This is a genomic window from Paraburkholderia phenazinium, from assembly GCF_900100735.1.
Lineage (GTDB): Bacteria > Pseudomonadota > Gammaproteobacteria > Burkholderiales > Burkholderiaceae > Paraburkholderia > Paraburkholderia phenazinia.
In genome coordinates this window covers 425,062-450,929 of record NZ_FNCJ01000004.1, presented here as the reverse complement: position 1 = coordinate 450,929, position 25,868 = coordinate 425,062, and the positions used below count along the sequence as shown (strand labels likewise).

23 protein-coding genes and 1 tRNA gene are annotated in these 25,868 nt (G+C 61.8%); 12 read left to right on the top strand and 12 right to left on the bottom strand.

The features are described 5' to 3' along the window. Positions 1 to 181: 181 nt before the first annotated feature. Positions 182 to 1,642: a glucose-6-phosphate dehydrogenase gene (zwf, locus tag BLQ92_RS12405; protein ID WP_090684761.1), complete on the bottom strand. Its 1,461-nt coding sequence runs from the start codon at positions 1,640 to 1,642 to the stop codon at positions 182 to 184. 504 nt (positions 1,643 to 2,146) lie between these two features. Between zwf and BLQ92_RS12400 the strand changes: the two genes are divergently transcribed. From BLQ92_RS12400 to BLQ92_RS12385, 4 genes are all read left to right on the top strand, one after another. Continuing rightward, the gene (locus BLQ92_RS12400; protein WP_090684758.1) at positions 2,147 to 3,394 is read left to right on the top strand and encodes an ABC transporter substrate-binding protein; all 1,248 of its coding nucleotides are present in this window, start codon (positions 2,147 to 2,149) and stop codon (positions 3,392 to 3,394) included. A gap of 148 nt (positions 3,395 to 3,542) precedes the next feature. Further along, positions 3,543 to 4,484, top strand: coding sequence for a carbohydrate ABC transporter permease (locus BLQ92_RS12395; protein WP_090684756.1), 942 nt, complete (start codon positions 3,543 to 3,545; stop codon positions 4,482 to 4,484). Next, positions 4,474 to 5,331, top strand: coding sequence for a carbohydrate ABC transporter permease (locus BLQ92_RS12390; protein ID WP_090684754.1), 858 nt, complete (start codon positions 4,474 to 4,476; stop codon positions 5,329 to 5,331). Before BLQ92_RS12395 ends, BLQ92_RS12390 begins: the two co-directional genes overlap by 11 nt. 116 nt (positions 5,332 to 5,447) lie before the next feature. Then, the gene (locus BLQ92_RS12385) at positions 5,448 to 6,566 is read left to right on the top strand and encodes an ABC transporter ATP-binding protein (protein ID WP_090684752.1); all 1,119 of its coding nucleotides are present in this window, start codon (positions 5,448 to 5,450) and stop codon (positions 6,564 to 6,566) included. 86 nt (positions 6,567 to 6,652) lie between these two features. On the opposite strand, the gene BLQ92_RS12380 is transcribed toward BLQ92_RS12385, so the two are convergent. Next, complete coding sequence (locus tag BLQ92_RS12380) at positions 6,653 to 7,546, bottom strand: alpha/beta fold hydrolase (RefSeq protein WP_090684750.1); 894 nt, start codon at positions 7,544 to 7,546, stop codon at positions 6,653 to 6,655. A gap of 125 nt (positions 7,547 to 7,671) precedes the next feature. Here BLQ92_RS12380 and BLQ92_RS12375 point away from each other — a divergent pair, with 125 nt between their 5' ends. After that, a complete protein-coding gene (locus tag BLQ92_RS12375; protein ID WP_090684748.1) occupies positions 7,672 to 8,571 on the top strand; it encodes a LysR family transcriptional regulator in 900 nt (299 codons plus the stop codon). Between the two features lie 13 nt (positions 8,572 to 8,584). On the opposite strand, the gene BLQ92_RS12370 is transcribed toward BLQ92_RS12375, so the two are convergent. From BLQ92_RS12370 to trxB, 3 genes are all read right to left on the bottom strand, one after another. Continuing rightward, entirely contained in the window at positions 8,585 to 9,205 is a 621-nt protein-coding gene (locus BLQ92_RS12370; protein ID WP_090684746.1) for a trimeric intracellular cation channel family protein, read from the bottom strand. Between the two features lie 13 nt (positions 9,206 to 9,218). Beyond that, positions 9,219 to 9,977, bottom strand: coding sequence for a Smr/MutS family protein (locus BLQ92_RS12365; RefSeq protein ID WP_090684744.1), 759 nt, complete (start codon positions 9,975 to 9,977; stop codon positions 9,219 to 9,221). A 245-nt stretch (positions 9,978 to 10,222) separates the two neighbouring features. Further along, positions 10,223 to 11,224, bottom strand: coding sequence for a thioredoxin-disulfide reductase (gene trxB / locus BLQ92_RS12360; RefSeq protein WP_090684742.1), 1,002 nt, complete (start codon positions 11,222 to 11,224; stop codon positions 10,223 to 10,225). A 336-nt stretch (positions 11,225 to 11,560) separates the two neighbouring features. On the opposite strand from trxB, the gene BLQ92_RS12355 reads away from it, so the two are divergent. Then, complete coding sequence (locus tag BLQ92_RS12355) at positions 11,561 to 13,876, top strand: DNA translocase FtsK (RefSeq protein WP_090684739.1); 2,316 nt, start codon at positions 11,561 to 11,563, stop codon at positions 13,874 to 13,876. A 179-nt stretch (positions 13,877 to 14,055) separates the two neighbouring features. Further along, positions 14,056 to 14,772 carry an outer membrane lipoprotein chaperone LolA gene (gene lolA / locus BLQ92_RS12350; protein ID WP_090684736.1) on the top strand — a complete coding sequence of 239 codons (717 nt, stop codon included), beginning with the start codon at positions 14,056 to 14,058 and terminating at the stop codon, positions 14,770 to 14,772. A gap of 5 nt (positions 14,773 to 14,777) precedes the next feature. On the opposite strand, the gene BLQ92_RS12345 is transcribed toward lolA, so the two are convergent. Then, positions 14,778 to 15,698 (bottom strand): LysR family transcriptional regulator, encoded by a 921-nt coding sequence (locus BLQ92_RS12345; protein ID WP_090684733.1) that lies wholly within the window; start codon positions 15,696 to 15,698, stop codon positions 14,778 to 14,780. Positions 15,699 to 15,856: 158 nt separating this feature from the next. Between BLQ92_RS12345 and speB the strand changes: the two genes are divergently transcribed. Next, on the top strand, positions 15,857 to 16,846 hold the full coding sequence (speB, locus tag BLQ92_RS12340) for an agmatinase (RefSeq protein WP_090684864.1): 990 nt from the start codon (positions 15,857 to 15,859) through the stop codon (positions 16,844 to 16,846). Between the two features lie 30 nt (positions 16,847 to 16,876). Here speB and BLQ92_RS12335 read toward each other — a convergent pair whose 3' ends face one another. The 3 genes from BLQ92_RS12335 to cytX form a co-directional block, all read right to left on the bottom strand. After that, positions 16,877 to 17,401 carry a helix-turn-helix transcriptional regulator gene (locus BLQ92_RS12335; RefSeq protein WP_090684731.1) on the bottom strand — a complete coding sequence of 175 codons (525 nt, stop codon included), beginning with the start codon at positions 17,399 to 17,401 and terminating at the stop codon, positions 16,877 to 16,879. A 3-nt stretch (positions 17,402 to 17,404) separates the two neighbouring features. Then, a complete protein-coding gene (locus BLQ92_RS40645; RefSeq protein WP_090684729.1) occupies positions 17,405 to 17,698 on the bottom strand; it encodes a hypothetical protein in 294 nt (97 codons plus the stop codon). Positions 17,699 to 17,996: 298 nt separating this feature from the next. Further along, complete coding sequence (cytX, locus tag BLQ92_RS12325; protein WP_090684727.1) at positions 17,997 to 19,313, bottom strand: putative hydroxymethylpyrimidine transporter CytX; 1,317 nt, start codon at positions 19,311 to 19,313, stop codon at positions 17,997 to 17,999. Positions 19,314 to 19,507: 194 nt separating this feature from the next. Here cytX and BLQ92_RS12320 point away from each other — a divergent pair, with 194 nt between their 5' ends. From BLQ92_RS12320 to BLQ92_RS12310, 3 genes are all read left to right on the top strand, one after another. Continuing rightward, a complete protein-coding gene (locus tag BLQ92_RS12320; protein WP_090684723.1) occupies positions 19,508 to 20,821 on the top strand; it encodes a replication-associated recombination protein A in 1,314 nt (437 codons plus the stop codon). Positions 20,822 to 20,895: 74 nt separating this feature from the next. Then, a complete protein-coding gene (serS, locus tag BLQ92_RS12315) occupies positions 20,896 to 22,188 on the top strand; it encodes a serine--tRNA ligase (RefSeq protein WP_090684721.1) in 1,293 nt (430 codons plus the stop codon). 146 nt (positions 22,189 to 22,334) lie between these two features. After that, positions 22,335 to 22,425, top strand: a tRNA-Ser gene (locus tag BLQ92_RS12310). 61 nt (positions 22,426 to 22,486) lie between these two features. Here the strand turns inward: BLQ92_RS12310 and BLQ92_RS12305 are convergent. The 3 genes from BLQ92_RS12305 to BLQ92_RS12295 form a co-directional block, all read right to left on the bottom strand. Further along, positions 22,487 to 23,080: a hypothetical protein gene (locus tag BLQ92_RS12305; protein WP_090684719.1), complete on the bottom strand. Its 594-nt coding sequence runs from the start codon at positions 23,078 to 23,080 to the stop codon at positions 22,487 to 22,489. A 103-nt stretch (positions 23,081 to 23,183) separates the two neighbouring features. Then, positions 23,184 to 24,437: a dicarboxylate/amino acid:cation symporter gene (locus tag BLQ92_RS12300; protein ID WP_090684717.1), complete on the bottom strand. Its 1,254-nt coding sequence runs from the start codon at positions 24,435 to 24,437 to the stop codon at positions 23,184 to 23,186. Continuing rightward, positions 24,421 to 25,086, bottom strand: coding sequence for a GntR family transcriptional regulator (locus tag BLQ92_RS12295; protein ID WP_090684715.1), 666 nt, complete (start codon positions 25,084 to 25,086; stop codon positions 24,421 to 24,423). The genes BLQ92_RS12300 and BLQ92_RS12295 overlap by 17 nt, the downstream gene beginning before the upstream one ends. A 267-nt stretch (positions 25,087 to 25,353) precedes the next feature. Here BLQ92_RS12295 and BLQ92_RS12290 point away from each other — a divergent pair, with 267 nt between their 5' ends. Then, complete coding sequence (locus BLQ92_RS12290) at positions 25,354 to 25,842, top strand: GNAT family N-acetyltransferase (RefSeq protein WP_090684713.1); 489 nt, start codon at positions 25,354 to 25,356, stop codon at positions 25,840 to 25,842. Positions 25,843 to 25,868: the final 26 nt, after the last annotated feature.

Below are 25,868 nucleotides of genomic sequence, written 5' to 3'. Positions count from 1 at the left end.
GTACTGCTTTTTTGTTGGGTCTGCGGAATATGCCGTCACGTTTGGCAAAGGCTGCCCGCGGAACACCAATCCCGCTCGCTGCCATTGCCTTTGCCGTTACGGCGCCACCCCGTTCAGTCCATCGGTGTCATGCACACGGCGGACGCGGCGCGGTCTTCCTGTCGCGCTGCGCCGCCGCATTTCAGTTTTCTTCTTCCAGCCAGTACGTGCCGTGCTGCGCCAGCATCGCGCTGGAGGCCGCCGGCCCCCACGTGCCTGCTGCGTATGGCTTGGGCGGCTTGTTAGCGGCTGCCCATTCGTTCAGGATCGGTTCTACCCAGCGCCATGCGGCCTCCTGCTCGTCGCGCCGCACAAACAGCGCGAGGCGCCCGTTGATCACGTCGAGCAACAGGCGCTGATAAGCCTCCATCTGCCCTTCGCGGAAGAACTGGTCGAACGCGAGGTCGAGGTGGACGCTGGCGAGATTCATGCCCTCGCCGGGTTGCTTGGCGAGGCAATACAGACGAATCGTTTCATTCGGTTGCAGCCGGATCACCAGCCGGTTCGCGCCCGGACGCAAGGCCGTCGGCCCAAGCGCCGAATGCGGCACCGCACGGAAATTCACCACGATCTCGGCGACGCGGTCGGCCAGGCGCTTGCCGGTGCGCAGGAAAAACGGCACGCCGGCCCAACGCCAGTTTTCGATTTCCACCTTCAGTGCGACGAAGGTCTCGGTGTTGGAGTTCGCCTTGACGCCAGGCTCGGTCGCGTAAGCCGGCACCGACGTGCCGCGGATTACGCCCGAATGATACTGGCCGCGCACAGCGACCTTGCCGATGTCGCGCGGATCGATGGGTTTCAGTGCCCGCAGCACGCGCAGCTTTTCGTCGCGCACGGAATCCGAATCCATCGAATGCGGCGGTTCCATCGCCACAATCGAGAGCAACTGCAGCAAATGGTTCTGCACCATGTCGCGCAGCGCGCCGGTATTGTCGTAGAAGTCGCCGCGCGCTTCTACGCCCAGTTCTTCCGCGATCGTGATCTGGATACTTTCCACCCACTCGCGGCGCCACAGCGGTTCGAACAGGGCATTGCCGAAGCGCAGCGCCAGCAGGTTCTGCACCGGCTCTTTGCCGAGGTAGTGGTCGATCCGGTAGATCTGTTCTTCGGCGAAGATTTCGCCCACTGCGTCGTTGATCGCGTTGGACGACTTCAGGTCGTAGCCGAGCGGCTTTTCCAGCACGATGCGCGAATTCGTATTGAGGCCGACAGCGGCGAGCGCGCGGCAGATCGGCACGAACAGCGAAGGGCCCGTGGCGAGATAAAACACGCGGATGCCAGGCAGGCCGGCGACCGCATCGCGCAGCAGCGCGAAGTCTTCGGGTTTGCCCAGGTCGAGCTTGACGAACTGGATGCGTTCAAGGAAACCGGCCCAGGCGCTTTCGTCGAGACCGTTCTTCGAGACGTACGGCTTGACGTGTTCAATGACCCACTCAAGATAGTCCGCGCGATCTTCCATGTGACGCGCTACAGCGACGATCTTGCCGCTTTCCGCCAGCATGCCTGCACGGTGTGCTTCATACAGTGCCGGGAGGATCTTGCGCATCGACAGATCGCCAGTTCCGCCGAAGAGAACGAAGGTGAAGCTTGAGTCCGTAAACATGAGTCTCCGTCGATGTCCAGGGGCCGCCCGGAGCGACCGTAGTCCGATAAAATTTTTTTTGACACTGAATTGTAGTTTAACTACAATCCAAATCAAGAGGTAGCGCTAATTCGATGAAAAAAGCGTGCGCAGCGAAGCAAGATGCGCGTTTTCCCGAATCGGCAGGCGTCCCCTTCATGTTAATGGACATTGCGTTTTTGCATGTGCTGGCTGCCTTGGCGGCGGCTCACAGCGGCGCGGTATCAGGGTTAACGTGTGAGGCACCTCGAGTCTGCCGCGCGCGACGCGGGCAGGCAAAAATCAAAAGAGGAGACAGTCAGTTGCATCCCGAACCACTCATCTTCTGAGCTTCCAGCGGCCGAACGACGGCTCGCCGGCACATGCACGCGCATGCGCTTGCCCGAAGCTCGATCGCCCAGTGTTTTGCCTGTTTGAACCAACCACAGCACCCTGGAGAATCAGGGGCCATTCGTTTTTTGTTCAGGTGTCTGGAGGAGATAAGCAATGAAATTCCGCGCGATCATGGGCGCTCTGTGCGCCGCAGGTCTGATGTGTGGCGTATCCGCAGTGCAAGCTGCCGAGTCGATCGAAGTGCTGCACTGGTGGACGTCAGGCGGCGAATCGAAGGCCGTCGGCGTGCTGAAAGATGACATGCAGAAGCAGGGCTACACCTGGAAGGACTTCGCGGTTGCGGGCGGCGCAGGTGCGGCGGCCATGACGGCACTCAAGACGCAGGTGATCTCGGGCAATGCGCCGAGCGCTGCGCAGATCAAGGGTCCGCTGATCCAGGAATGGGCGGAGCAGGGCGTGCTGGTGCCGATCGATTCGGTCGCGGGTGACTGGAAGAAGAACCTGCCGCCGCAGATCGACAAGATCATGCACGCTGACGGCCACTACGTCGCAGCACCGTTCTCGGTGCACCGCGTGAACTGGATCTGGATCAACAAGGCAGCCCTGGACAAGGTTGGCGCAAAGCCGCCTACCACGTGGCCGGAATTCTTCGCCGTGGCTGACAAGCTGAAGGCTGCCGGCATCCAGCCGGTCGCAGCTGGCGGACAACCGTGGCAAGACCTGACGCTGTGGGAAGACGTGGTGCTGTCGCAAGGCGCTGACTTCTACAAGAAGGCGCTGGTCGACCTCGACCAGAAGACCCTGACGTCGCAACAGATGGTCGGCGTGTTCGACACGGTCCGCAAGATCGAGTCGTACATGGACAACGGCCGTACCGGCCGCGACTGGAACCTCGCAACGGCCATGGTCATCAACGGCAAGGCCGGCATGCAGTTCATGGGCGACTGGGCGAAGGGCGAGTTCGCGAACGCGAACAAGCAGCCGGGTACGGACTATATCTGCGCACCGGTGCCGGGCACCTCGAAGTCGTACACGTTCAACGTCGACTCGTTCGTGTTCTTCCAGCAGAAGGGCGCGAAGGATGCAACGCCGGGTCAACTGGCGCTGGCCAAGACGATCATGAGCCCGGACTTCCAGGAGCAGTTCAGCCTGTACAAGGGTTCGATTCCGGTTCGTCTGGGTGTGAACATGGACAAGTTCGACGCTTGCGGCAAGCAGTCGTACGCGGATGAGCAAACGGCCATCAAGGCTGGCGGTTATGTTCCGTCGCTCGCGCACGGCATGGCTCAGCCGGACGCAACGGCGGGCGCCATCACCGACGTCGTGACGAAGTTCATGAACTCGGATCAGGATTCGAAGACCGCAGTTGCAGCGCTCGCGAAGGCTGCGAAGACGAAGTAAGTCCAGTAGCAAAGCGCCCGGTTGCGACTCCACGCGTTGCCGGGCGCCCCCTTGAGCATGAAGGTTTACCCAGAGTCACAGCCTATGCCGGTCCAGCGTTGCGCATTGCTTGCGCAGTGGCGGGCAGCACAGTTTCAGGAGTCGAGTAGTGACTGCTTCTCTTAGCGGAAACGGGAAATCCACGGCCTCCGTGACCCGCCGCACGTCGCCCATGGCGGCGCTCGCCGACCGCTGGATTCCGAAGCTGGTGCTTTCTCCCAGCATCGTGATCAGCCTGGTCTTCGTTTACGGCTTCATCTTTCTAACCGGTTATCTGTCGCTGTCGAATTCGCGGCTGATGCCACGCTACGATTTTGTCGGCCTCGACCGTTATCGCGAGCTGTTCGATAACGATGTGTGGTGGACCTCGGCAGCTAACCTCGGCTGGTTCGGCATTCCGTTCATCGCGATCTGCGTGGGCCTGGGCCTCTTCCTCGCCATCCTGCTCGATCAGCAGATCCGCAACGAAGGCGCTTTGCGTGCGGTGTTCCTGTATCCGATGGCACTGTCGTTCATCGTGACCGGCACGGCATGGCAATGGATTCTCAACCCCAATCTCGGCATGCAAAAGGTGTTGCACGACTGGGGCTGGACGAGCTTCCAGTTCGACTGGCTCGACAATCCGGATCGCGCGATTTTCTGTATCGTGATCGCGGCCGTCTGGCAATCGACGGGCTTCGTGATGGCGCTGTTCCTCGCCGGCCTGCGCGGTGTGGATGCGGAAATTTTCAAGGCGGCACAAGTGGATGGCGCAACGCTGCCCACTATTTACCGCCGGATCGTGATTCCAAGCATGCGGCCGGTGTTTTTCTCGGTACTGCTGATTCTCTGCCACATCACGATCAAGACCTTTGACCTCGTCGTCGCGTTGACGGCGGGTGGCCCGGGTACCTCGTCGTCGCTGCCCGCGATGTTCATGTACACGTTTTCGTTTAACCGCGGGCAACTGGGCGTCGGCGCAGCGTCGTCGATGATGATGCTCGCAACCGTCGTGGCCGTGCTCGTGCCGCTGATGTATATGGAATCGAGGAGCACGCGTAATGCAGCCTAAGATGACGATCAGCCGTGCCGTCATTTATGCGGCCTTGATTCTGTTTGCGTTGTACTTCCTGTTCCCGCTGTACGTGATGCTGTCGACGTCCTTCAAGGACATCGATCAACTGCGCACCGGCAACCTGCTGACGCCGCCCTCGCACCCGACGTTCGCGCCGTGGATCAAGGCATGGAGCCAGGCGTGTACCGGCGTGCGTTGCGACGGTATGGAACCGTTCTTCATGAACTCGGTGCGCATGGTGATTCCGGCCGTGCTCATCTCGTCGATCATCGGCGCGTTCAATGGTTACGTGCTGACGCACTGGCGCTTCCGTGGCGCCGACATCGTGTTCACGATGCTGCTGGTGGGCTGTTTCATTCCGTTCCAGGCAATCCTGTTGCCGATGGCGCGTTTTGAAGGCTTCCTCGGCCTGTCGAATACGGTAGGCGGACTGGTGCTGGTGCACGTGGTGTACGGCATTGCGTTCACAACGATGTTCTTCCGCAACTTCTACGTCAGCATTCCGGCGGAGCTGGTGAAAGCGGCGCGTATCGATGGTGCTGGCTTCTTCCTGATCTTCACGAAGATTCTGCTGCCGGTGTCGCTGCCGATTTTCATGGTCTGCCTGATCTGGCAATTCACGCAGATCTGGAATGACTTCCTGTTCGGTATCGTGTTCTCGGGTGTCGATTCGATGCCGATCACGGTGGCGTTGAACAACCTCGTGAATACGTCGACCGGTGTGAAGGAATACAACGTCGACATGGCAGGCGCAATTATCGCGGCGCTGCCTACGTTGCTCGTCTACATCATCGCCGGCCGATACTTCGTGCGCGGCCTGACGGCAGGCGCAGTGAAGGGCTAACCCAAAACGATTGCCGCAGCGCGCCGGGTGGCCGCTGCGGTGCGAACCGGCATCCGGCCAGCGCCGCCTGAGTGCGACGCACCTGAAGCTGTACCAGAGACAAGAGGATTCACAGCATGGCAAGCCTTTCCATCCGTGACGTGTACAAGACCTACCCGAACGGGGTGCCGGTCCTGAAGGGTGTCAACATCGACATCGAAGACGGCCAGTTCCTGATTCTGGTGGGCGGCTCGGGCTGCGGTAAGTCGACGCTGCTCAACATGATCGCCGGTCTCGAGACCGTGACGAAGGGCGAGATCCAGATCGACGGCAAGACGGTGAACAACCTGTCGCCGAAGGATCGCGATATCGCGATGGTGTTCCAGTCGTACGCGCTGTATCCGTCCATGACGGTGCGGGACAATATTTCGTTTGGCTTGGGTATCCGCAAGGTGCCTAAGGATGAGCAGGCGCAGATTGTCGATCGCGTATCGAGCATGCTGCAGATTCAGCATTTGCTGGATCGCAAGCCGGGGCAGCTCTCCGGTGGTCAGCGGCAGCGCGTGGCAATGGGCCGTGCGCTGGCACGCGATCCGGTGATGTTCCTGTTCGATGAGCCGTTGTCGAACCTGGATGCGAAGCTGCGGATCGAGATGCGCTCTGAGATCAAGTTGCTGCATCAGCGTCTTGGGACCACCATCGTTTATGTGACGCACGATCAGATCGAAGCGATGACGCTGGGCGATCGGATTGCGGTGATGAAGGATGGCGTCGTGCAGCAGTTCGGCGCACCGCAGGAGATTTATGATTCGCCTGCGAACCTCTTCGTGGCTGGGTTTATTGGCGCGCCGCCGATGAACTTCATCCAGGGCAAGCTGGTTGAGCAGGGTTCGGGTGTTGGCGTCGAGATCGATACGGGGATCAAGCGTTCGGTTCTCAATCTGCCTTTTACCTCGGCCAAGGTTAAGGGGCATGTGGGCAAGGAAGTTATCCTGGGCCTGCGGCCTGAGCGCATCACCGACGCTCGTAGCGCGCATAACGTTGAAGACGCGCAGTTGCAGCCGATCGAAGTCAAGATTGATGTGATCGAGCCTACTGGGCCGGATACTTTGGTGTTTGCTGAGGTTAATGGCAAGCGCGTGGTGAGCCGCGTGCACCCGGCTTCGAATCCGCAGCCGCTGAGCAATATGACGCTGTTGTTTGATGTGTCGAAGGCGGTGTTGTTTGATCCGGCTAATGAAGAGCGGATTGCGTAGGCACTAGCTGTCACCTCGACCAAAGCGACAAAGCCCCATGCGTTGTGAGATGCATGGGGCTTTGCCTTTCTCTGTGGCTTGCTCCGCTACGAACCCCGGCCGCAAAAATCCACGATGGCACTCGCAACTTCATCCGGCGCTTCTCTCTGCGGAAAATGACCGATGTGCTTGAGCAGTTCGCGCTGATAGGGTCCGGTGAAAAAGCGCTCCTTGCCGGCAGAGCTATCCGGATGATTGCAGGCGTCTGCATCGCCATGCAGAACCAAGGTGGGAACCGACAACACGGGAGCCGGATTCAAGCGGGCCTCGTCCTGCGCAGATGAAGGATCACCAGGCACAAAGCCCCATCTATGTCGATAGGAGTGCAACACAACGTTAGCCCAGTCTGGATTGTCGAACGCTGCCGCTGCCTGCTCGTAATCGTCTTCCGTGTACCAGTTGGCAGGAGACCACGTATCCCACATCAGTCGCGTGAAACCGCGTCTATCCTCTTCGACGGCGCGTTGCCCTCGCGGGGTGGCCATGAACCAGTGATACCAGTAGTTGCGCGCCTGCAAGAAAGTCAGCGGCTGTTGCGGATCGTTTGTGCCATAGCCAACCGAAAGCATCACCAGATGGGATCCTGCTCCCTCACGCAAGCCGCTGGCGTTGGCTACGGCGCGTGCTCCCCAGTCATGCCCGACCAGAATGGGCCGATGCAAATCCAGGGCGTCGATAAATTCCAGCAGATCGCGCCCAAGCGCCGCGAGTTGACCGCTGCGCGGCGTGTCCGCGCTATGAAAGCGTGTCGGTCCGAAGCCGCGCAAAGCAGGGCATAAGACCCGATAACCGGCCTTCGCCAGATGCCCTGCAACTTGTTGCCACCCTTCCGGACTGTCTGGCCAGCCGTGGACCAGTACCGCGGTGCGTTCTCCGGCGGGGTTCCATTCCAGGTAACCCACCTCCAGCAGCGGCGTGCTGACGAACGAGTATTCCATCATCGTGTTCTCCCGCGACCAACGTCGAAGCTCAGTGTCGAAGCGTTCAGATTAGGTTATTTTTGCTAGCGAATTCGTGAAGAGTGTGGTGATATTGTTCACGTTTTAAAATAAATTCTGGTGCCACAGTGAACATCGAATCGCGCGCCGCCGGGTTGGAACTGGTCCTGTTGCGGACCTTTCTTGAGGTCGTCGACACGGGCGGCTTTGCGCTCGCTGCAGACCAACTGGCCTTGACTGCGCCTGCGGTCAGCGGCCATATCAAGCGCCTTGAACAGGCGGCGGGAACGCCTTTGCTGTTGCGAACGACCCGCAGCTTTCGGCTGACGCCGGCGGGTGAAATGCTGTACACCTACGCACGCAACATCGTCAATCTGGAGCGGGAAGTACGTGCTCGCCTTCGCGATGCGCATACGGCCGAGCGTCTGCGAATCGGCGCATCGGAGGACTTCACCGGGGCGTGGCTACCTGGCATTTTGCAGATGTTCCGGCGCACGCACCCTGGCGCATCTGTAGAACTGAAAGTGGGGGTGACCGCCGATCTGGTGAACGAGCTTCAGCGAGGTCATTTCGATGTTGTGTTTGGCAAGCAATGCGCGCGGATGCCAGGCAACGGAATGCTGCTCTGGGGGGAGGAACTGGTGTGGGCATTCGATGCTGGAACTGCCTTCGACCCCGACGACGAAATACCCATCGCGGTCTTCCCCGAGCCCTGCGCCTATCGTGAGGCGGCTATTGCCGCACTGACCCATGTTGGGAAGTCATGGCGAGTAGTATTCGAGAGCGGCAGCATGGCGGGCTGCCTGTCCGCGGCGCACGCTGGTTTGGCTGTGACACCCGTTGCACGCAGTCAGCTACGCGACGGGCTGCGTGTATTGACCGTGTCCGATGGAATGCCTGCCCTGCCCGACGTGCAGTTCTATGCGTTCGCGAATACGACTTCGCGTGCGACTCGCGAGCTGATCGCTGCGGTGGAGAAATCTGGCAGGCACGCGAGGTTTCATATGCCGGCAGTTGGTAGGAGGTAAAAATGGGTGCCGCTCAATGCGGCAGACGTATGTTGAATTTGAACGTGACAAGCCGCGTGAGCAGGATGAACCCTGTGGAGATAAGCACGCTATAAACGCTATCGAAGTTGAAGTAATCAAGCAGCAGATACAACCAGCACCCAACAAACGCGCAGGTCGCATACGGCCGCGAATCCTTCAAAATCAGCGGCACTTCGTTGCAAAGCACGTCGCGAATCACACCGCCAAATACCCCGGTCAACACACCGAGAATCACCGACGTGAACCAAGGCATCTGCGCATCGAGCGCCAGCGAAGTACCGGAAATGCTAAAGAGCCCCAACCCAATCGCATCCGCTACCAGCAACACGCGCTCCGACAACAGCCTCGACGTCATCCTCAGCAACATCGGCGCAAACAGCGACATCACAAAGATCGCGATCACATATTCCTGATGCTCGACCCAATAAAACGGCCGTCTCTCCAGTAACACATCGCGCACGGTCCCACCACCAAACGCCGTCGCCATCGCCACCAGAAAAGTCCCCACCGCATCAAGCTGCCGCGTGCGTGCTTCAATAAAACCCGAGATCGCATAGGCGAAGATCGCTAGCGCCTCCATGATGGTGAGCGCCAGCGTGAGCCTCGGATGCATTAACGACACCCCTTCAAGGCTTGGTATGGGGCGCCTGCGCCCCCGGCTGCAACAACACGAGCACCGCCCCCGCACCGCCGTCATGCGCTCTTGCCTGGCAGAACGCGATGACCTCGTTTTTCTGCACCAGCCAGGCCCGCACCTTGCCCTTCAGTACCGGCTCCTTGCCGATCGACCCCAGCCCCTTGCCATGAATCACCCGCAGGCAACGCAACCCGCGCTTGACCGACTCGCGAATAAACTCGGCCAGCGCCTCACGCGCCTCTTCACGGCGCATCCCATGCAGATCCAGCTGAGCCTGCACAATCCAGGCCCCGCGCCGCAACTTACGCACGACCTCCTGGCTGATGCCAGGCCGGCAATACGAAAGCGTCTCATCCGTCTCAAGCAAAACCTCCGGATCAAACTCATCCGAAATCGCCTCGTGCAACACAGCCTCTTCGTCAAGCTTGGTCTGCGCCGGCACGGGCGAGGGCGGGGTCCGCGCGGGCGGCACCCTTGGGGGCACCACTAGCGGCGCGACAGCGCCAATCTCACGCCGGAATAGATCGGCATCCGCCGACGCTTCACGCTGAGCCTGAGCAGCAGCCGCGCGTTCGCGCTCGCGCCGCTCGGCGTCGCCTTTCAGAGCGGCCCGCAACGCACCCAAACCCGCAAGGCCGGCGGCAGGCTCGATCTGCGGTTTGGTTGGCGTGACAGGCACGGGCGTTGGCTTAACGGCCGTCGAGCGAGGGCGTTTCGGTTCGCCAGGGTGAGGCAGGTTCTTCGCCATAACGGTGACAAGCGGTAGAGAAGTCAATCGTCGCGCGCCCTGATCGCGGGTCGCGCCATGTATCCACCCGTGCGTCGAATCCGGCGGACGGATCGGATGGATGCGCATCAAAGCACAAAGGGCCGCCAGCTTTCCAGCCGCGGCCCTTTCCAGAGTGTTGCGTGCGGTAACCGGTAAGTGCTCAGGCCGAAGCCCGAGCGTCATTTTACCGTTCCCGCTTCACGAAACCGGCCTGCTTGCGCCGATCAACGCTCAGCTTCAGCGCTCATCACGCGCTCGCCGATCATCTCATCGATGGTTTCGAGGTAACGCTGAGCATCCAGTGCAGCCATACAGCCCGTGCCGGCGCTGGTAATCGCCTGACGATAGACGTGGTCCTGCACATCGCCGGCGGCAAACACGCCCGGCACACTGGTGCCCGTTGCGTTGCCCGACAGCCCGCCGTTGGTGATGATGTAGCCGTTCTTCATCTCCAGCTGGCCTTCGAAGATGTCCGTATTCGGCTTGTGGCCAATCGCGACAAACAGGCCCTGCAGCGCGATGTCCGTCGTTTCGTCGGTCTTCGTATTCTTGATGCGCAGCCCGGTCACGCCCGACTGGTCGCCCGTCACTTCATCCAGTACATGATTCCACTTGATCTCGACGACGCCTTCCTTTTCCTTCGCCAGCAGACGGTCGATCAGGATCGGCTCGGCGCGGAACTTGTCGCGGCGGTGGATCACCGTCACTTTCTTGGCGATGCCGGCGAGGTAGAGGGCTTCCTCGACCGCCGTATTGCCGCCGCCGATCACCGCCACGTGCTGCTGCTTGTAGAAGAAGCCGTCGCAGGTTGCGCAGGCGGACACGCCCTTGCCCATGAACGCTTCTTCCGACGGCAGGCCGAGGTATTGCGCCGACGCGCCGGTCGCGATGATCAGCGAGTCGCAGGTGTATTCGCCCGAGTCGCCAATCAGGCGGATCGGCTTCTCGTTGAGCTTCGCCGTGTGGATGTGGTCGAAAATGATTTCGGTGTTGAAGCGCTCAGCGTGTTCCAGAAAGCGCTGCATCAGTTCCGGGCCTTGCACGCCGTTGCCATCGGCCGGCCAGTTTTCGACGTCCGTCGTGGTCATCAGCTGACCGCCCTGGGCCAGACCCGTGACGAGTACCGGGTTCAGGTTGGCGCGCGCCGCGTAGACGGCGGCGGTATAGCCTGCGGGGCCGGAACCGAGAATCAGGACTTTGGCGTGTTTCGTGGTGGATGCGGGCATGATCGAAATCCGTAAAAAGCGCCCGGCTCGCCCATGCGAGGCCGCGCGGCTACAGCTGAACGTGAACTGAATCTGTAGATGGGTATCAGACCGGCATTATAAAGGTCGGCAAGCGGGGCTGCTTCATGAAGCTTCCTGATCGTCCCGATAGCCTGTTGCCGCCGTTTGGCCCGAAAACCACGCCGGCTGGCTCCAGTTACCGTCATTTACAGCCTTGCGCACGACACTGCGTTTACAATAGGCCGGATCGAACGACCCGGCGGCCACGACCGGGCGCCCAGCACCGCTTGGGGCCGCGCATTTGGCCGCTGATTGGCCACACCCGCAACAGGATCAATGGCAAAAGCTCCTTATTCCGCGAGCGCGCAGGCATTGCCGCACCGCATGTCGCGCCTCTTCACCGAAATCCGCTGGATCCTGCAGGTCGCGCTCGGCGTTTTCCTGCTGATGGCGCTTGTCAGCTACAGCCGGCACGATCCGAGCTGGACGCACGCCGCGCAGGTCGACCGCATCGCCAACTGGGCCGGCCGCGTCGGCGCCTGGACCTCCGACATCCTGCTGCTCCTGTTCGGCCTGTCCGCCTACTGGTGGGTGGTGCTGCTCGGCCGCAGCATTTCGGCCAACTATCGGCGCATTAGCCGTCACGAGGAGCCTCCCGAGGACAAGCCGCGCGACGCAAGCTGGCTCGCCGAGATTTTCGCCTTCGTGCTGGTGCTGCTGGCAAGCGACGGCATCGAGGCGCTGCGGATGTGGTCCCTCAAAGTGCAATTGCCGCGCGCGCCGGGCGGCGTGATCGGCGAGGCCGTGGCGCGCGGCGTTTCGCACGCGCTCGGCTTCACGGGCGGCACGCTCGCGCTCCTGCTGGCGCTCGGCATCGGCTTGTCGCTGTATTTCCGTTTTTCCTGGCTTTCCGTGGCTGAACGGGTCGGCGAATCGATCATTTCCGCCGTCACCTTTGCCCGCCTGCGCCGCGAAGCCGGGCGCGACCGCAAACTGGGTGAGGCCGCCGCCGTCAAGCGCGAAGGCAAAGTGGAGCAGGGCCGCGTGCGGATCGAAGAGCACGAACCCGTCATGATCGTGCCGCCGGTGGTCACCCCGGCCAAGTCCGAACGCGTCGAGAAAGAGCGCCAGGTGCCGCTCTTTACCGATCTGCCGGGCGATTCCACGCTGCCGCCCATTTCGCTGCTCGACGCCGCGCCGGCCGCGCAGGAAACCATCTCGCCCGATACGCTCGAGTTCACCTCGCGTCTGATCGAAAAGAAGCTGAAGGACTTCGGCGTCGAAGTGAGCGTGGTCGCAGCCTACCCGGGCCCGGTCGTCACGCGCTACGAAATCGAACCCGCCACTGGCGTGAAGGGCAGCCAGATTGTCGGTCTGGCGAAGGATCTGGCGCGCTCGCTGTCGCTGGTGTCGATCCGCGTGGTCGAAACCATCCCCGGCAAGAATTTCATGGCGCTGGAGTTGCCGAACCAGCGTCGTCAGACCGTGAGCCTCTCCGAGATTCTCGGCTCGGCCGTGTATGCCGACGCCGCCTCGCCGCTCACCATGGGCCTCGGCAAGGACATCGGCGGCAAGCCGGTGTGCGCCGATCTCGCCAAGATGCCTCACCTGCTGGTGGCCGGCACGACCGGTTCGGGCAAGTCGGTGGGGATCAACGCCATGATCCTGTCGCTGCTCTACAAGGCGAGCGCCGAGCAGGTCCGGATGATCCTGATCGACCCGAAGATGCTCGAAATGAGCGTCTACGAAGGTATTCCTCACTTGCTGTGTCCGGTCGTCACGGACATGCGCCAGGCCGGACATGCGCTGAACTGGGCGGTCGCCGAAATGGAGCGCCGCTACAAGCTGATGAGCAAGCTCGGCGTGCGTAACCTTGCCGGCTACAACAACAAGATCGACGAAGCCGCCAAGCGCGAAGAAAAGCTGCCGAATCCGTTCAGCCTGACGCCGGACGATCCGGAGCCGCTCACGCGCCTGCCGAACATCGTGGTCGTGATCGACGAACTGGCCGACCTGATGATGGTGGTCGGCAAGAAGGTCGAAGAGCTGATCGCGCGGATCGCGCAGAAAGCGCGTGCGGCTGGCATCCACCTGATCCTGGCGACGCAGCGTCCGTCCGTCGACGTCATTACTGGCCTGATCAAGGCCAACGTGCCGACGCGGATGGCCTTCCAGGTGTCGTCGAAGATCGACTCGCGCACCATTCTCGACCAGCAGGGCGCGGAATCGCTGCTCGGCATGGGCGACATGCTCTATCTGCCGCCCGGCAGCGGCTTGCCCGTGCGGGTGCACGGCGCGTTCGTCTCTGACGAGGAAGTGCACCGCGTCGTCGAGAAGCTCAGGGAGCAGGGCGAGCCGAACTATATCGAGGGCATTCTCGAAGGCGGCGTGACCAGCGCTGGCGACGAAGGTTCTGCAGGCGCCGAGGGAACTGGCGCAGGTGGTGGCGAGTCGGACCCTCTATACGATCAGGCGGTGGAAGTCGTCATCAAGAATCGTCGTGCGTCGATTTCGCTGGTGCAGCGGCATTTGCGGATCGGCTATAACCGCGCCGCCCGCCTGCTCGAGCAAATGGAACAATCCGGGCTGGTGTCGGCGATGTCGTCGAACGGCAATCGCGAGATTCTGGCGCCCGCGCGGGAAGCCGAGTAGGCGGCCGGCAGTGAAGCCAGTGGCGCCCGCTGTGCGAGCGCCCCGGCCGGCCCGTGGCTCCGAAGCCGGGCCTTTCCCGGCAGCCGCTACGGCAGCCCACCCAACATAGACCGGCGGCGACGCTTACCCAGCGTTGCGCCGCCTCAGACCTCGGTCCGATTCAATTCAGGGAGAAAAATATGCAGCAATACGCCGGGCCCCGCGCCCATTCTGGCCGCTTGGGTCATCTGGTCCGAACGCTTGCGCGCAGCGTGGGCAGCGTGGCGATCGGTGCATCGCTGCTGGTCGCGCAGCAGGCGTTCGCAAGCGGCACCGAGCAGTTGAAGGCGTTTGTCGCGCAGGTTCATTCGGCACGCGGCGATTTCGTGCAGCAGGAAGTTCGCGCGCCGAGCAAGGCACAAGGCGCAAGCGATGCCGCACAGGTCATGCCGAAAAACACCACGTCGAGCGGCACATTCGTGTTCGCGCGTCCGGGCAAGTTCATCTGGTCGTATGAGAAGCCGTATGAACAGATCCTGCAGGCCGATGGCGACAAGCTCTACGTCTACGACAAGGACCTGAACCAGGTGACGGTGCGCGCGCTCGGCGGCGCGCTGGGCGCAAGCCCGGCGGCGATCCTGTTCGGCAGCAACGATCTGGACAAGAACTTCACGCTGCGCGACGCGGGCGTGAAGGCTGGCATCGACTGGCTCGAGCTGATTCCGAAGGCGAAAGACACACAGTTCCAAAGCGTTGGCATTGGCTTTCGCGACGGCAATTTGCAAGCCATGGAACTGCACGATGTGTTCGGCAACGTGACCTTGCTGACGTTCTCGAACATCCAGAAGAATCCGCCGCTGCCCGCGGATGCGTTCAAGTTCACGGTGCCTAAGGGCGCGGATGTGATCAACGGCTAAGCGTCCTATTCGTCAGCTTCATCGCCGCGCGGCGGATGCGCGGCTTTCATATCGTCGATAAACGCTTCGACGATATCGCTGCGATGCTGGCGCGCTCGCGTGACCATATGGAACGCCACGCGGTACTTCATCTGCGCCGGGTTTAGCGCGGCCAGCAAGCCCTCCTTCACGTATGGCGCCGCGAAATGCCCCGGCAGATAGCCGAGGTGATGGCCCGACAGCACCAGCATCGCGACTGCCTCCATGTTGTCGGCCACGGCCGTTACGTTGTGCGGTGTCGTCGAACTTTCGGCCTCGGGCAGCGGATAGCTGCGCCACGCCCACTCATGCTGGGCGGCTTCCGCTGGCGCCACCTCGCCGGCGCGCGCGAACAGGGGATGGCCGTTTGCGCAATAGGCGAACTGATCCTCGGCAAACACCTCCGTGTATTCGAGCGACGGCACCCGGTGCCAGAAATAGCCAATTCCCACCTGTATTCGCCCATTCAACAGCAGTTCCTCCAACTCGCCGGGTGAGCGCACCAGAATCGAAAACCGCACGGACTGATCGCGCGTGCGAAACCGCCCGATCGCATTGCTGATGCGTGCGCTCGCCGACACCGGCGTGTGCCCGATCATGCCGATGTCGAGCGTGCCGACCAGCTTGCGGCCGACATTGCGCGCCTGCATGCCGAAGGTATCGACGGCGGCGAGCAGCGCTCGCGCCGCCTCGATGAACTGCTCGCCGCGCGCCGTCAGGCTGAAACCGCTGCGGCCGCGCTCGCACAGCCGGTAGCCGAGGCGCGTCTCCAGCGTCGCAAGCTGGGTGCTGATGGTCGATTGACCAACGTTCAGCGTTGCCTGGGCCGGCGAGACGCCGCCGGCGTCGACGATTGCGAGGAAAACGCGGATCAGGCGCAGGTCGAGATCGGTGAGTTGCGAGAACATGGGCGTGGATACATCGCTATCAATCGATGTGAGGTTTATTCCGTGAGCATTTTATATTGATGTGAAGTGCTCAAAAATGAGAATTCATCCAGCCAATTGGCCGATTTGACGCGGTCTTTGCTGGCGAGCTTTCTCATTGCCGAAGCACGATGAATATGATGAATACCTCCTCCTTTATTTCTCCCGACCTCACCGAACGTCCCCAGCCGCTGTCCGGCAATGTCATGCCCCGCTGCGGCGGCATTGCAACGATGATGCGCTTGCCGAATGTCGGTTCGGCGGAAGGGCTGGATGCATGTTTCGTGGGCGTGCCGTTCGACCTCGGCACCTCGAACCGTACCGGTGCGCGTTTCGGGCCGCGCCAGATCCGCAGCGAATCGGTGCTGCTGCGACCGTACAACATGGCCACGCGCGCCGCGCCGTTCGATTCGCTGCGCGTGGCGGATCTGGGCGACGTGGCCATCAACCCATACAACCTGCTCGATTCGATCACGCGTATCGAAACCGCCTACGACGAGATCCTCCAGCACGGCACGAAGCCGATCACGCTCGGCGGCGACCACACCATCGCACTGCCGATCCTGCGTGCGATCCACCGCAAGCACGGCAAGGTGGGGCTGATTCACGTCGACGCGCATGCGGACGTCAACGATACGATGATGGGCGAGAAGATCACCCACGGCACACCGTTCCGCCGGGCGGTGGAAGAGGGCTTGCTGGATTGCGAGCGTGTGGTGCAGATCGGGCTGCGCGGCACTGGCTACGAAGCGGAGGACTTCGACTGGTGCCGCGACCAGGGTTTCGAGGTGGTGCAGGCCGAAGCGTGCTGGAACCAGTCGCTGGTGCCGCTTATGTCACGCGCGCGCGAACGGATGGGGGGTGCGCCGGTGTATATCACGTTCGATATTGACGGGATCGATCCTGCGTTTGCCCCCGGCACCGGTACGCCCGAGATTGCCGGCTTGACCGTTCCGCAAGCGCTGGAGATTATTCGCGGCTCGCGTGGCCTGAACATTGTGGGCTGCGATCTCGTCGAGGTTGCGCCGCCATACGATCCATTCGGGACGACCGCGCTGTTGGGCGCTAACCTCGCATTCGAACTGCTCTGTGTGTTGCCGGGCGTGGAATATCGCCCCGCGAAGCGCTGAAGCGCTGAAGCGCTGAAGCGCGGTGAGGCCTTATGCAACCAGGGCTTCAAGCTGGCGATTGACCTGCGGCTCGAGTTCGCGCGCTTCTTTTGCCAGGTTGACCTGCTTGGCGGATTTTGACACTTCGAGGATGTCCGGCTTGATGTCGTAGCCACCGCGTGTGTTTAACCACGCAAGGACGTCCCACAAATGCCACACCGACGGGTTGCCCTCATGGACCGGGATCGGGAAGTCCGCCGCATGGCTGAGCATCAGCTTGCGCATGTTTTGGCGCGACACACCAGCGACGTCGGCGACATCCGTGAGGCCAACGAAGTCCGGCGCGGCTTCGACGAGGCGCGCGGACGGCACGGCGCGCTTCACGTCTTCGAGCGCGCTCATGAGCGCCTGAAGTGCGCTGGAGCCTTCGCGAGCGAAGACGAGCGCGATGCGCCCCGGCAGCCCGATGCCGATGGTTGCGTCGTCGCATCCTGCTTCAGCGAGGCGTTCGACGATCTCGTCGTGGTCGCAGTCTTCTGCTGCCAGCTGGTATTTCAGCGTGAAGTCGTATTCCATTATTTACTCCTGCTTGTCGGCGTGCTGACGTGTGCCTTGCGGCGCACGCTTGTGCCGATGTGTCGTGCAATTCTCGACCACCCTTCTGAGAAGCCGGGCGTGATTCCCTGGATTCTTGGGCGTGCTCCAGACACTGGTGATGCAGAACTCTCCGCACCGGCATTCCGAGTCGTTGTACGGACAGTACATTTTTCCCCAGGCGTGCCCTTTGCCGCCGCTCTTGACGCGCCAACCGGATGCTTCGGCATAGGCCAGTGCGTCTTCTACTTCCTTCTTGGAGTGCGTCCCTCGAATCATCAATGACCTCATCTTAAGTTTTGGGATGTTGGTTGTCAAGTGACAACCAATCTTGATGGAGGCACGCCGAAATGCGTCAGTGATTCGTTTTCGGAAATCAAGAAAGGTGAGTGAATCTATCTCGCAAATGTGCGCGCCAGATAGTCACTACACCATGCTGGGAGGCCTTCCGCACCCTGAACGGAAGTTATAGGACGAACGGAATTTCGGGGGGCGGGTGTAGCGCAGGGAGGAGAATGCGGCGCCCGGAAAAGCAGGCAGACGGCCCGCGTTGCACGGGCCGTCGAGTTGTCTATCGTTACGCGTAGGCGGTTTTGCGCGCCGACACCATAGCGAAATAGCAGAGCGCGCCGATTGCGAGAGCGGGCAGCGTCGCGCCGAGATTCGGCAGCCATTGATTGATGGCCTGATAGGCGCCGATCCCGATCGCCCACGAGATGAAAGCGCTCAGATGCCATCCGCCCGAGAAGCCGTAGCGGCCCTGCAGGTCGCCGAGCGCGGCCGCTTCGATGCGGCGCTTGCGCACGATGAAGTGGTCCACCAGCACGACCCCGAATAGCGGCGCGAACACCGAGCCGATCAGCAGCAGGAAGTTTTGGTACTTCGCCATCGGCACGAGCAGGGCGATCGCCGTGCACAGCGCACCGAACGCGGCCGACAGCAGCGGCACCGTCGCGCGGGTCCAGAACGTGCCGGTCGAGACGGCCGCCGAGTGGATATCGGCGAAGGCGTTGTCCACTTCGTCGATCAGGATCAGCAGCAGTGCAAGGCCGCCGCCCGCTTGCGCCAGCGCGCCGGTCAGCAGCGCATCGCCGCCGCCTGCCGCGAGGCCGTAGATTGCGCCGAGTGCGTAAAACCAGAGATTCGCAATCCCGTAGCCGAGCAAGGTGCCGCGGAACGATTCGCCGGCGCGGCGGCCGAAGCGCGTGTAATCGGCGATCAGCGGCAGCCACGACAACGGCATCGCGACGACCAGGTCGATTGCGCCGCCGAACGACATGTCGCCGGTGCCGGGGCGCCGCATCAGCGCCGCCAGGTCATGCCTGGCCAGCAGATTCCACGACAGCCACGCGGCGCCTGCGAGCAGCAGCCAGATGCCCCAGGTCCGCAAAAAGCGCCGCACGAACGACAGCGGGCCGCTGATCGCCAGCAGCGTCGCGAGCAGGCCGAAGACGATGGTCCAGATGAGCGGCATCGACAGGTGAAAGGCCTGCTTGGCGAGCGCATCGGCGGAATCGCGCATCACGATCACTTCGAACGAGCCCCAGCCGACCAGTTGCACGGCATTAAGCACGGCGGGCACCGAGGCGCCGCGCACGCCCAGTGTGGGCCGCAACGACGACATCGCGGCGAGACCCGTATCAGTGCCGATCACGCCGGCGAGCGCGAGCAGCACCACGCCGATCACGCTGCCGATGCCGATGGCCGCCAGTGCATGCGGCAGCGACAGCCCCGGCACCAGCAGGGCGCCCGCCTGGGCGACCAGCAGGCCGATGCCGAGCGAGAACCACAACGCGAAGGCGTCGCCGGTGCGAAACGCGCGGCGCGCGTCGGGCACCGGCGTGAGCGGTGCGTAGGTGGAACCGGCGTCGCCGGCGAGTGGATCTTGTGCCATCTGGTGTTGTTCCTGTTGGGTGGCGAATCTCAGCTTGCGCACACGTCCGGCTCGTCACGGCGCTGTCACTGTCATAATGCATGACCGTGCCGCAGCCTGCGCGCCAGCTTTTTCGCTGGCCGGGCGCGCGTCCTGCTGGGCTCGCCTCAGGTGGCCGAGCCATGCCGGAAAGCCGAGATTATCCACAAAACGCCATGTTTGAAGAAACCCGTGCCAACGTCCCGCTCGCCGAGCGTCTGCGCCCCCGCAATATCGACGAAGTCATCGGCCAGAAGCATCTGCTGGGGCCGAACAAGCCGTTACGGGTCGCGTTCGAGTCGGGCGAGGCCCATTCGATGATCCTTTGGGGGCCGCCCGGCGTCGGCAAGACCACGCTCGCGCGGCTGATGGCCGATGCCTTTCATGCCGAATTCATCGCTTTGTCGGCGGTGCTCTCGGGCGTGAAGGATATCCGCGAAGCCGTCGAGACCGCGCAAGTGCATCGCGCGCATGGGCACCAGACGCTGGTGTTCGTCGACGAAGTGCATCGCTTCAACAAGAGCCAGCAGGACGCTTTCCTGCCGCACGTCGAATCGGGACTGTTTGTGTTTGTCGGTGCGACGACCGAGAACCCGTCGTTCGAGGTGAACAGCGCCTTGCTGTCGCGAGCGGCGGTCTACGTGCTGAAGAGTCTCGATGACGACGAGCAGCGCGAGTTGCTCGATCGTGCCCAGAAAGAACTCGGCGGCCTGACGTTCACTGACGAAGCGCGTGATGCGCTGATCGGCTCCGCCGACGGCGACGGCCGCAAGCTGCTCAACAACCTCGAAATCGTCGCGCGGGCCGCCGCGCAGCAGAAAACCACCGAGATCGACGGCGCGCTGCTCGGCAGTGCGCTTGCGGAGAACCTGCGGCGCTTCGACAAAGGCGGCGACGCCTTCTACGATCAGATCAGCGCGTTGCATAAGTCCGTGCGCGGCAGCAATCCGGACGGTGCCCTGTACTGGTTCTGCCGGATGCTCGACGGCGGCGCGGACGCGCGTTATCTGGCGCGCCGCATCGTGCGGATGGCGTGGGAAGATATTGGCCTTGCCGATCCGCGCGCCGCTCGCATCGCGCTCGATGCCGCCGAAACCTATGAACGCCTGGGCTCGCCCGAAGGCGAACTCGCGCTGGCTCAGGCGCTGATCTACCTGACGGTGGCGCCGAAGTCGAACGCCGGCTATATGGCGTACAACGAGGCGCGGCGCTTTGTCGGCAAGGACCAGTCGCGCGGGGTGCCGGTGCATCTGCGCAACGCGCCGACCAAGCTGATGAAAGAACTCGGCTACGGTCACGAATACCGTTACGCACACGACGAACCGGATGCCTACGCCGCAGGCGAGACCTATCTGCCCGACGGCATGCGCGAGCCGCACTGGTATGAACCGACGCCGCGCGGCCTCGAAGGCAAGATCGGCGAGAAGCTGGCGCGCCTGGCCGATCTCGACGCGCAATGGCGCAGCGAGAACAAGCCGAAAAAGAACTGAGCCCCCGATGCGCCGGCAGCCCGCGCCGGTGCGCTAAAATCCTAGCTTCATACAACGAACTTCCGCCCCAACCCATGCTCGACATCCAGTTGCTGCGCAAAGACCTCGACGGCGTCGCCAAGCGCCTCGCCGACCGCGGCTATACCCTCGACGTGGCGGCTTTCACCGCCCTCGAAGCGGAACGCCGCGCCGTTCAAACCCGTACCGAAGAGCTGCAGGCCCGCCGCAACAGCCTGTCGAAGCAGATCGGCGCGATGAAAGGGCGCGGAGAGGATACTTCGGCGGTGATGGCCGAAGTGGGTGGCATTGGCGACGAAATGAAGGCGTCGGCGCTACAGCTCGACGATATCCAGAGGCGGGTGTCGGACCTGATGCTGGGCATGCCGAACCTGCCGCACGAAAGCGTGCCGGCGGGCAAAAGCGAAGCCGAGAACGTCGAAGTGCGCCGCTGGGGCACGCCGCGCCAGTTCGACTTCGAAGTGAAGGATCACGTGGACATCGGCACGCCGCTCGGCCTCGATGCCGAGACGGGGGCGAAGCTCTCCGGCGCGCGTTTCACGATGCTGCGCGGACAGATTGCGCGTCTGCATCGCGGGCTCGCGCAGTTCATGATCGACACGCACACGTTGCACCACGGTTATACGGAAATCTATACGCCGTATATCGTCAATCCCGAGATTCTGGTCGGCACCAGCCAGTTGCCGAAGTTCGCCGACGACATGTTCCGCGTCGAGAAGGGCGGCGGCGAGAACACGGTGACGCAGTATCTGATTTCCACCTCGGAAATTTCGCTGACCAACACGGTGCGCGAAAGCATCGTCGAAGCCGACGCATTGCCGATCAAGCTGACCGCGCATTCGCCGTGCTTCCGCTCGGAAGCGGGCTCGTATGGGCGCGACACACGCGGGATGATTCGCCAGCATCAGTTCGACAAGGTCGAAATGGTGCAGATCGTCGCGCCGGAAACGTCGTACGACGCACTCGAACAGATGGTCGGCCACGCCGAGGCCATTCTGCAGAAGCTCGAGTTGCCGTATCGGGTGATTACGCTGTGCACGGGCGACATGGGCTTTTCCGCGACGAAGACCTATGACCTGGAGGTCTGGCTGCCGGCGCAGAACACCTATCGCGAAATTTCGAGCTGCTCGAACACCGAGACGTTCCAGGCGCGTCGCATGCAGGCGCGTTATCGCAACGCGCAAGGCAAGCCGGAACTCGTGCATACGCTCAACGGTTCGGGGCTGGCTGTGGGCCGTACGCTCGTCGCCGTGCTGGAGAATTTCCAGAACGCGGATGGCTCGGTGACGGTGCCCGAAGCGCTGCGCCCGTACGTTGGCGGCATGGCTCGCCTCGAAGCGGTGTCCTGAACGGCGCCTCGCCGCCGTTCAGGACCTGCGAATTTTCCGAGCCTCGAAATTTGTTCGGAAGAGGGCTTGTAAAATTCAAAAAATGTTCTATAATCCTCGCTTCTCCGGTCGCCGACCAATACCGGAGAGGCAGTAAGGCAGTATCCGGAGAGGTGGCAGAGTGGTCGAATGTACCTGACTCGAAATCAGGCGTACGGTTTCCCCGTACCGTGGGTTCGAATCCCACCCTCTCCGCCAAGATTCTAAAAAGCCCCGCAGAAGAAATTCTGCGGGGCTTTTTGCCATGTGTCTTTGCTATTCAACCGCATCGTCCATGCGGCTCACCGACGCATGCCGCGTGATAAAACACCGTCCAGTCGCCGAAGAACCGTCCGTCATACGGAATCGTGCTTTCTACGATATCGATGACGATCTCATCCTGCAGGCCGATAACGGGGTCCTGTCCTTGCGGCGCGCACGCCCCCGGGAAGAACAATTTCGCAGTCGCCCAATCCGCGAAGCGCAGGTAGAGATGGGCGGCATACGCGGTCCTTACGTGACGCAGCGGACCGATGGCCGGGCCCGGGTAGCCCAGTTTGTCCAGGTGGCTATCGAGGTGGTTACGGCCATGGAGCAGGCCGAGATATAGCCCCTCTGGCGCATCCTTCATCGAGCCATAAAGCGGCAGCGCACGGTCGTCGCTACAAAGAAAATACGTTTGCTGGACCGAATGACCGTTGCCCTGGACGACCGATGCAGGTGTTGGTGTGGCGATCCCGCAGTGTCGCGACGTGGCATGTCCGTCGGCAGTTGGATCCTGGCGCTTCGCACCGGACAGCAAGGAGCAGGTTGTGGCCGCGAAGCCATGCACGGCTTCGCGATGCCGATGTTGCCTTAGAATAGCGGCAGCCATGGGGATTCTCTTGTTAAAGCTTCTGTGGTGAGGTTGATGCCGGTGCTCGCAACACCTGCATCAACCGCTTGTTTATCCGTCCAGCACGACGTCGCCCGGAACGTTACCCAATCACGCCGCGAGATGGTTCTCTCGCCAGGACCTGATCCGATCGTGGGCGGAGCTCGCCCGACACACGCATCGCGACCACTGTCGCAACGCTACTGCCGTAGACATTGAGGGCGGTTCGGCCCATGTCGAAGAACGCGTCGATTCCGAGAATCAGCACGACGGCCTCCGCAGGCAAGCCGACTGCAGCCAGGATGACGGTGATCGCGACGACTGCGCCGGACGGAACGCTCGCGGCTCCATCGATTGTGACGATCGCCAGCACCACAATCGTCAGCATCACCGACCACGTCCAGGCGAGGTGATAGGCGTCTGCCATATAGCCCACAGCCAGAGCGGTATAGAGCACGGCCCCATCGCGATTGAATACGTACGATAGCGGCAGGATCGTCGAGGCGACGGTAGACGGAACTCCGATTTCGTTGAGCTTCTTCAAATGAACCGGAAACGTGATTTCCGACGAGCGTGTGGTGAAGGCGAGAATCAGCGGCTCACTCACATGCTTGATCAGCGCGAGCGGCGACAGACCGATCAGCCTCACAATCAGGCTGAGTACCAGGGCAAGAATGGCCATGCCGAGATAGGCAATACCGAGCAGTTTGATCAGCGGCGCGATGCCGGAGAGGCCCTTTGCGCCCAGCAAGGCCGCCATCCCCGCGAAAATGGCGAGCGGCGAGAGTCCGATAATCCACTGGATCATTTTGAATAGAGCGGCCAGCATGGACTCGAGCACGGCGATGAGGGGCGCGGCCCGCTCCTCTATTGCCGATAACGCGGAACCTAGCAGTACGCCAAAGACGAGCACCGGCAGTGAATTGCCTGCCGCGAGCGCCGCCACGATATTGGCGGGCACCAGGTCGACCAGGAACTTCGTCCAGTCGATGTCATGAGCCAGATCCGCGGGCATCGCCGCAGTCTGAGCGAGACCCGCCCCAAGACCGGGCCGGAAGAACATGTTCAGCCCGAGGCCGAGGACGCTTGAAAACAGCGTCATCGCCACGAAAAACCCAATGCACAGTACCGTCGTTCTGCCGAGACGCCCGCGTTCCACACCCATCTTGAACACGCCGACGGTGACGGACAGCAAAATCAGTGGCATGACTACCATCTTGATAGCATGTCCAAAAATTGTGACGAGAAAGGCAATTTTCCCACCAACACTCGGGGCAAGAAATCCGGTCAAAACACCTAGGACCAGGGCGGCCAGCATTTGTATCGGAACGGAGATTTTTTTAGTTTGAAGATTCATGTTGACCTCGAATAATCTGGATCCGTGCGTCGGTTCCATCCACAATGTGATTCCACATATGCCGTCGCGCTTCTTCCGGCTCTTTCGCCGCTATTGCGTTGTAAATGTTGAGGTGCTCCAGGGTTCCCCGGCGAACAGTGGCGGCATCGCTGCGAGGCAGTTCGTTGAGCGCCAGGCCGGTTTGTGCCCGTAGCCCTTTGTAGGTCACGAGTAGCCGATCGTTATGGGCGGCGGCAAACATCTCATGATGGAAGGCCCAGCCGGTGCGCTGCTCGTTCATCAGGTCAATTGCTTCATTACCGAGCAGTTCCTGCAACTGGCCCACGACGCGGGTCAGACCATCGGTTGCCCCATTGATCGCGGCAAGGTAGGCGGCAGTGCTTTCCAGTGCGAGGCGCACCTCGAAAATCTCGCGCAGATCGTTCGCGGTCGGCGCGGCGACGTAGGTGCCTTTGCGTGGCACCACCTTCACCAGGCCCTCGACAACCAGGCGTTGTATTGCAGAACGCACCGGCGTATGCCCTAGCATCAGTTCGTCGGCCATGTTGCGGGGCGACACCGGATGATCGGGCGCCAGCCGACCATCGAGAATGCGCGAGCGAATCTGGGTGTATGCGATCTGGGTATCGGATAGGTCGTTTTGCTGCATCTGAGATCTCAGTTGAACTAATGACCCGCTCTGTCGTTCGGACCGGGCGAGAGTAACGCATGAGCGCTCGCCACGCACCTGTTAGATCTAACAGGGTGAGTGACTGCGGCTCGCGAAGTTTGCCGGCTGGTATTGCGCAGTTCCGGCGGACCCGGTAAGTTCGCTCCGATTAACATCTTGGATGCCTGCCGCCGGCGATTTCGCAATGCGCCAGACGGTTATCGGTGATTGAATCTTTTGACATTGCGGTGTAGATATCCTCGAATCATGTCCTACGATCCCACGCTTTTCTCGGTTCGCTCCGTTGCGGCTGAACGGGTGTATCCGCTACGAAGCGCAGTGCTACTGGACGGGCATTCGGAGTCCTGCCGCTTTCACGGTGACGACGAGGCTTCGACCTTGCACCTCGCGGTCTATCAGAACGAACGGATCGTCGCTGTTTCGACCATCTGCCGTGAGGCGCTGCGCGGGGCCACTAGCGATACCCAGTGGCGCTTGCGCGGCGTTGCCGTCGAGTCAGAGTGGCGCGGCCACGGACTGGGCCGGCTGCTCGTCAACATGTGCCTCGACCACGTGCAAAAAGAAGGCGGGCAACTCGCCTGGTGCACTGCGCGAGAGTCGGCGCGAACGTTTTATGAGTCGCTGGAGTTCGTTGCCTCCGCGCCGCCGTTCACGCTGCCCTCGCGCGGTGATGCCCGCTTTTACGAAATGCACCATGTCATGCCTGGCGGACACGGGGCGCGAGCCACTTTGTAAGCACCTCGCGCTTCCCGCGCCCCCTG

Coding starts and splice junctions, on each gene's coding strand:
- BLQ92_RS12300 (WP_090684717.1), bottom strand. CDS start 24,437: ATGAATCTTCAAACTAAAAAAATCTCCGTTCCGATACAAATGCTGGCC.
- BLQ92_RS12320 (WP_090684723.1), top strand. CDS start 19,508: ATGTTTGAAGAAACCCGTGCCAACGTCCCGCTCGCCGAGCGTCTGCGC.
- BLQ92_RS12370 (WP_090684746.1), bottom strand. CDS start 9,205: ATGCATCCGAGGCTCACGCTGGCGCTCACCATCATGGAGGCGCTAGCG.
- speB (WP_090684864.1), top strand. CDS start 15,857: ATGAATACCTCCTCCTTTATTTCTCCCGACCTCACCGAACGTCCCCAG.
- BLQ92_RS40645 (WP_090684729.1), bottom strand. CDS start 17,698: ATGATTCGAGGGACGCACTCCAAGAAGGAAGTAGAAGACGCACTGGCC.
- BLQ92_RS12305 (WP_090684719.1), bottom strand. CDS start 23,080: ATGGCTGCCGCTATTCTAAGGCAACATCGGCATCGCGAAGCCGTGCAT.
- zwf (WP_090684761.1), bottom strand. CDS start 1,642: ATGTTTACGGACTCAAGCTTCACCTTCGTTCTCTTCGGCGGAACTGGC.
- BLQ92_RS12290 (WP_090684713.1), top strand. CDS start 25,354: ATGTCCTACGATCCCACGCTTTTCTCGGTTCGCTCCGTTGCGGCTGAA.
- BLQ92_RS12295 (WP_090684715.1), bottom strand. CDS start 25,086: ATGCAGCAAAACGACCTATCCGATACCCAGATCGCATACACCCAGATT.
- BLQ92_RS12335 (WP_090684731.1), bottom strand. CDS start 17,401: ATGGAATACGACTTCACGCTGAAATACCAGCTGGCAGCAGAAGACTGC.
- serS (WP_090684721.1), top strand. CDS start 20,896: ATGCTCGACATCCAGTTGCTGCGCAAAGACCTCGACGGCGTCGCCAAG.
- BLQ92_RS12365 (WP_090684744.1), bottom strand. CDS start 9,977: ATGGCGAAGAACCTGCCTCACCCTGGCGAACCGAAACGCCCTCGCTCG.
- lolA (WP_090684736.1), top strand. CDS start 14,056: ATGCAGCAATACGCCGGGCCCCGCGCCCATTCTGGCCGCTTGGGTCAT.
- BLQ92_RS12390 (WP_090684754.1), top strand. CDS start 4,474: ATGCAGCCTAAGATGACGATCAGCCGTGCCGTCATTTATGCGGCCTTG.
- BLQ92_RS12385 (WP_090684752.1), top strand. CDS start 5,448: ATGGCAAGCCTTTCCATCCGTGACGTGTACAAGACCTACCCGAACGGG.
- BLQ92_RS12355 (WP_090684739.1), top strand. CDS start 11,561: ATGGCAAAAGCTCCTTATTCCGCGAGCGCGCAGGCATTGCCGCACCGC.
- trxB (WP_090684742.1), bottom strand. CDS start 11,224: ATGCCCGCATCCACCACGAAACACGCCAAAGTCCTGATTCTCGGTTCC.
- BLQ92_RS12380 (WP_090684750.1), bottom strand. CDS start 7,546: ATGATGGAATACTCGTTCGTCAGCACGCCGCTGCTGGAGGTGGGTTAC.
- cytX (WP_090684727.1), bottom strand. CDS start 19,313: ATGGCACAAGATCCACTCGCCGGCGACGCCGGTTCCACCTACGCACCG.
- BLQ92_RS12345 (WP_090684733.1), bottom strand. CDS start 15,698: ATGTTCTCGCAACTCACCGATCTCGACCTGCGCCTGATCCGCGTTTTC.
- BLQ92_RS12400 (WP_090684758.1), top strand. CDS start 2,147: ATGAAATTCCGCGCGATCATGGGCGCTCTGTGCGCCGCAGGTCTGATG.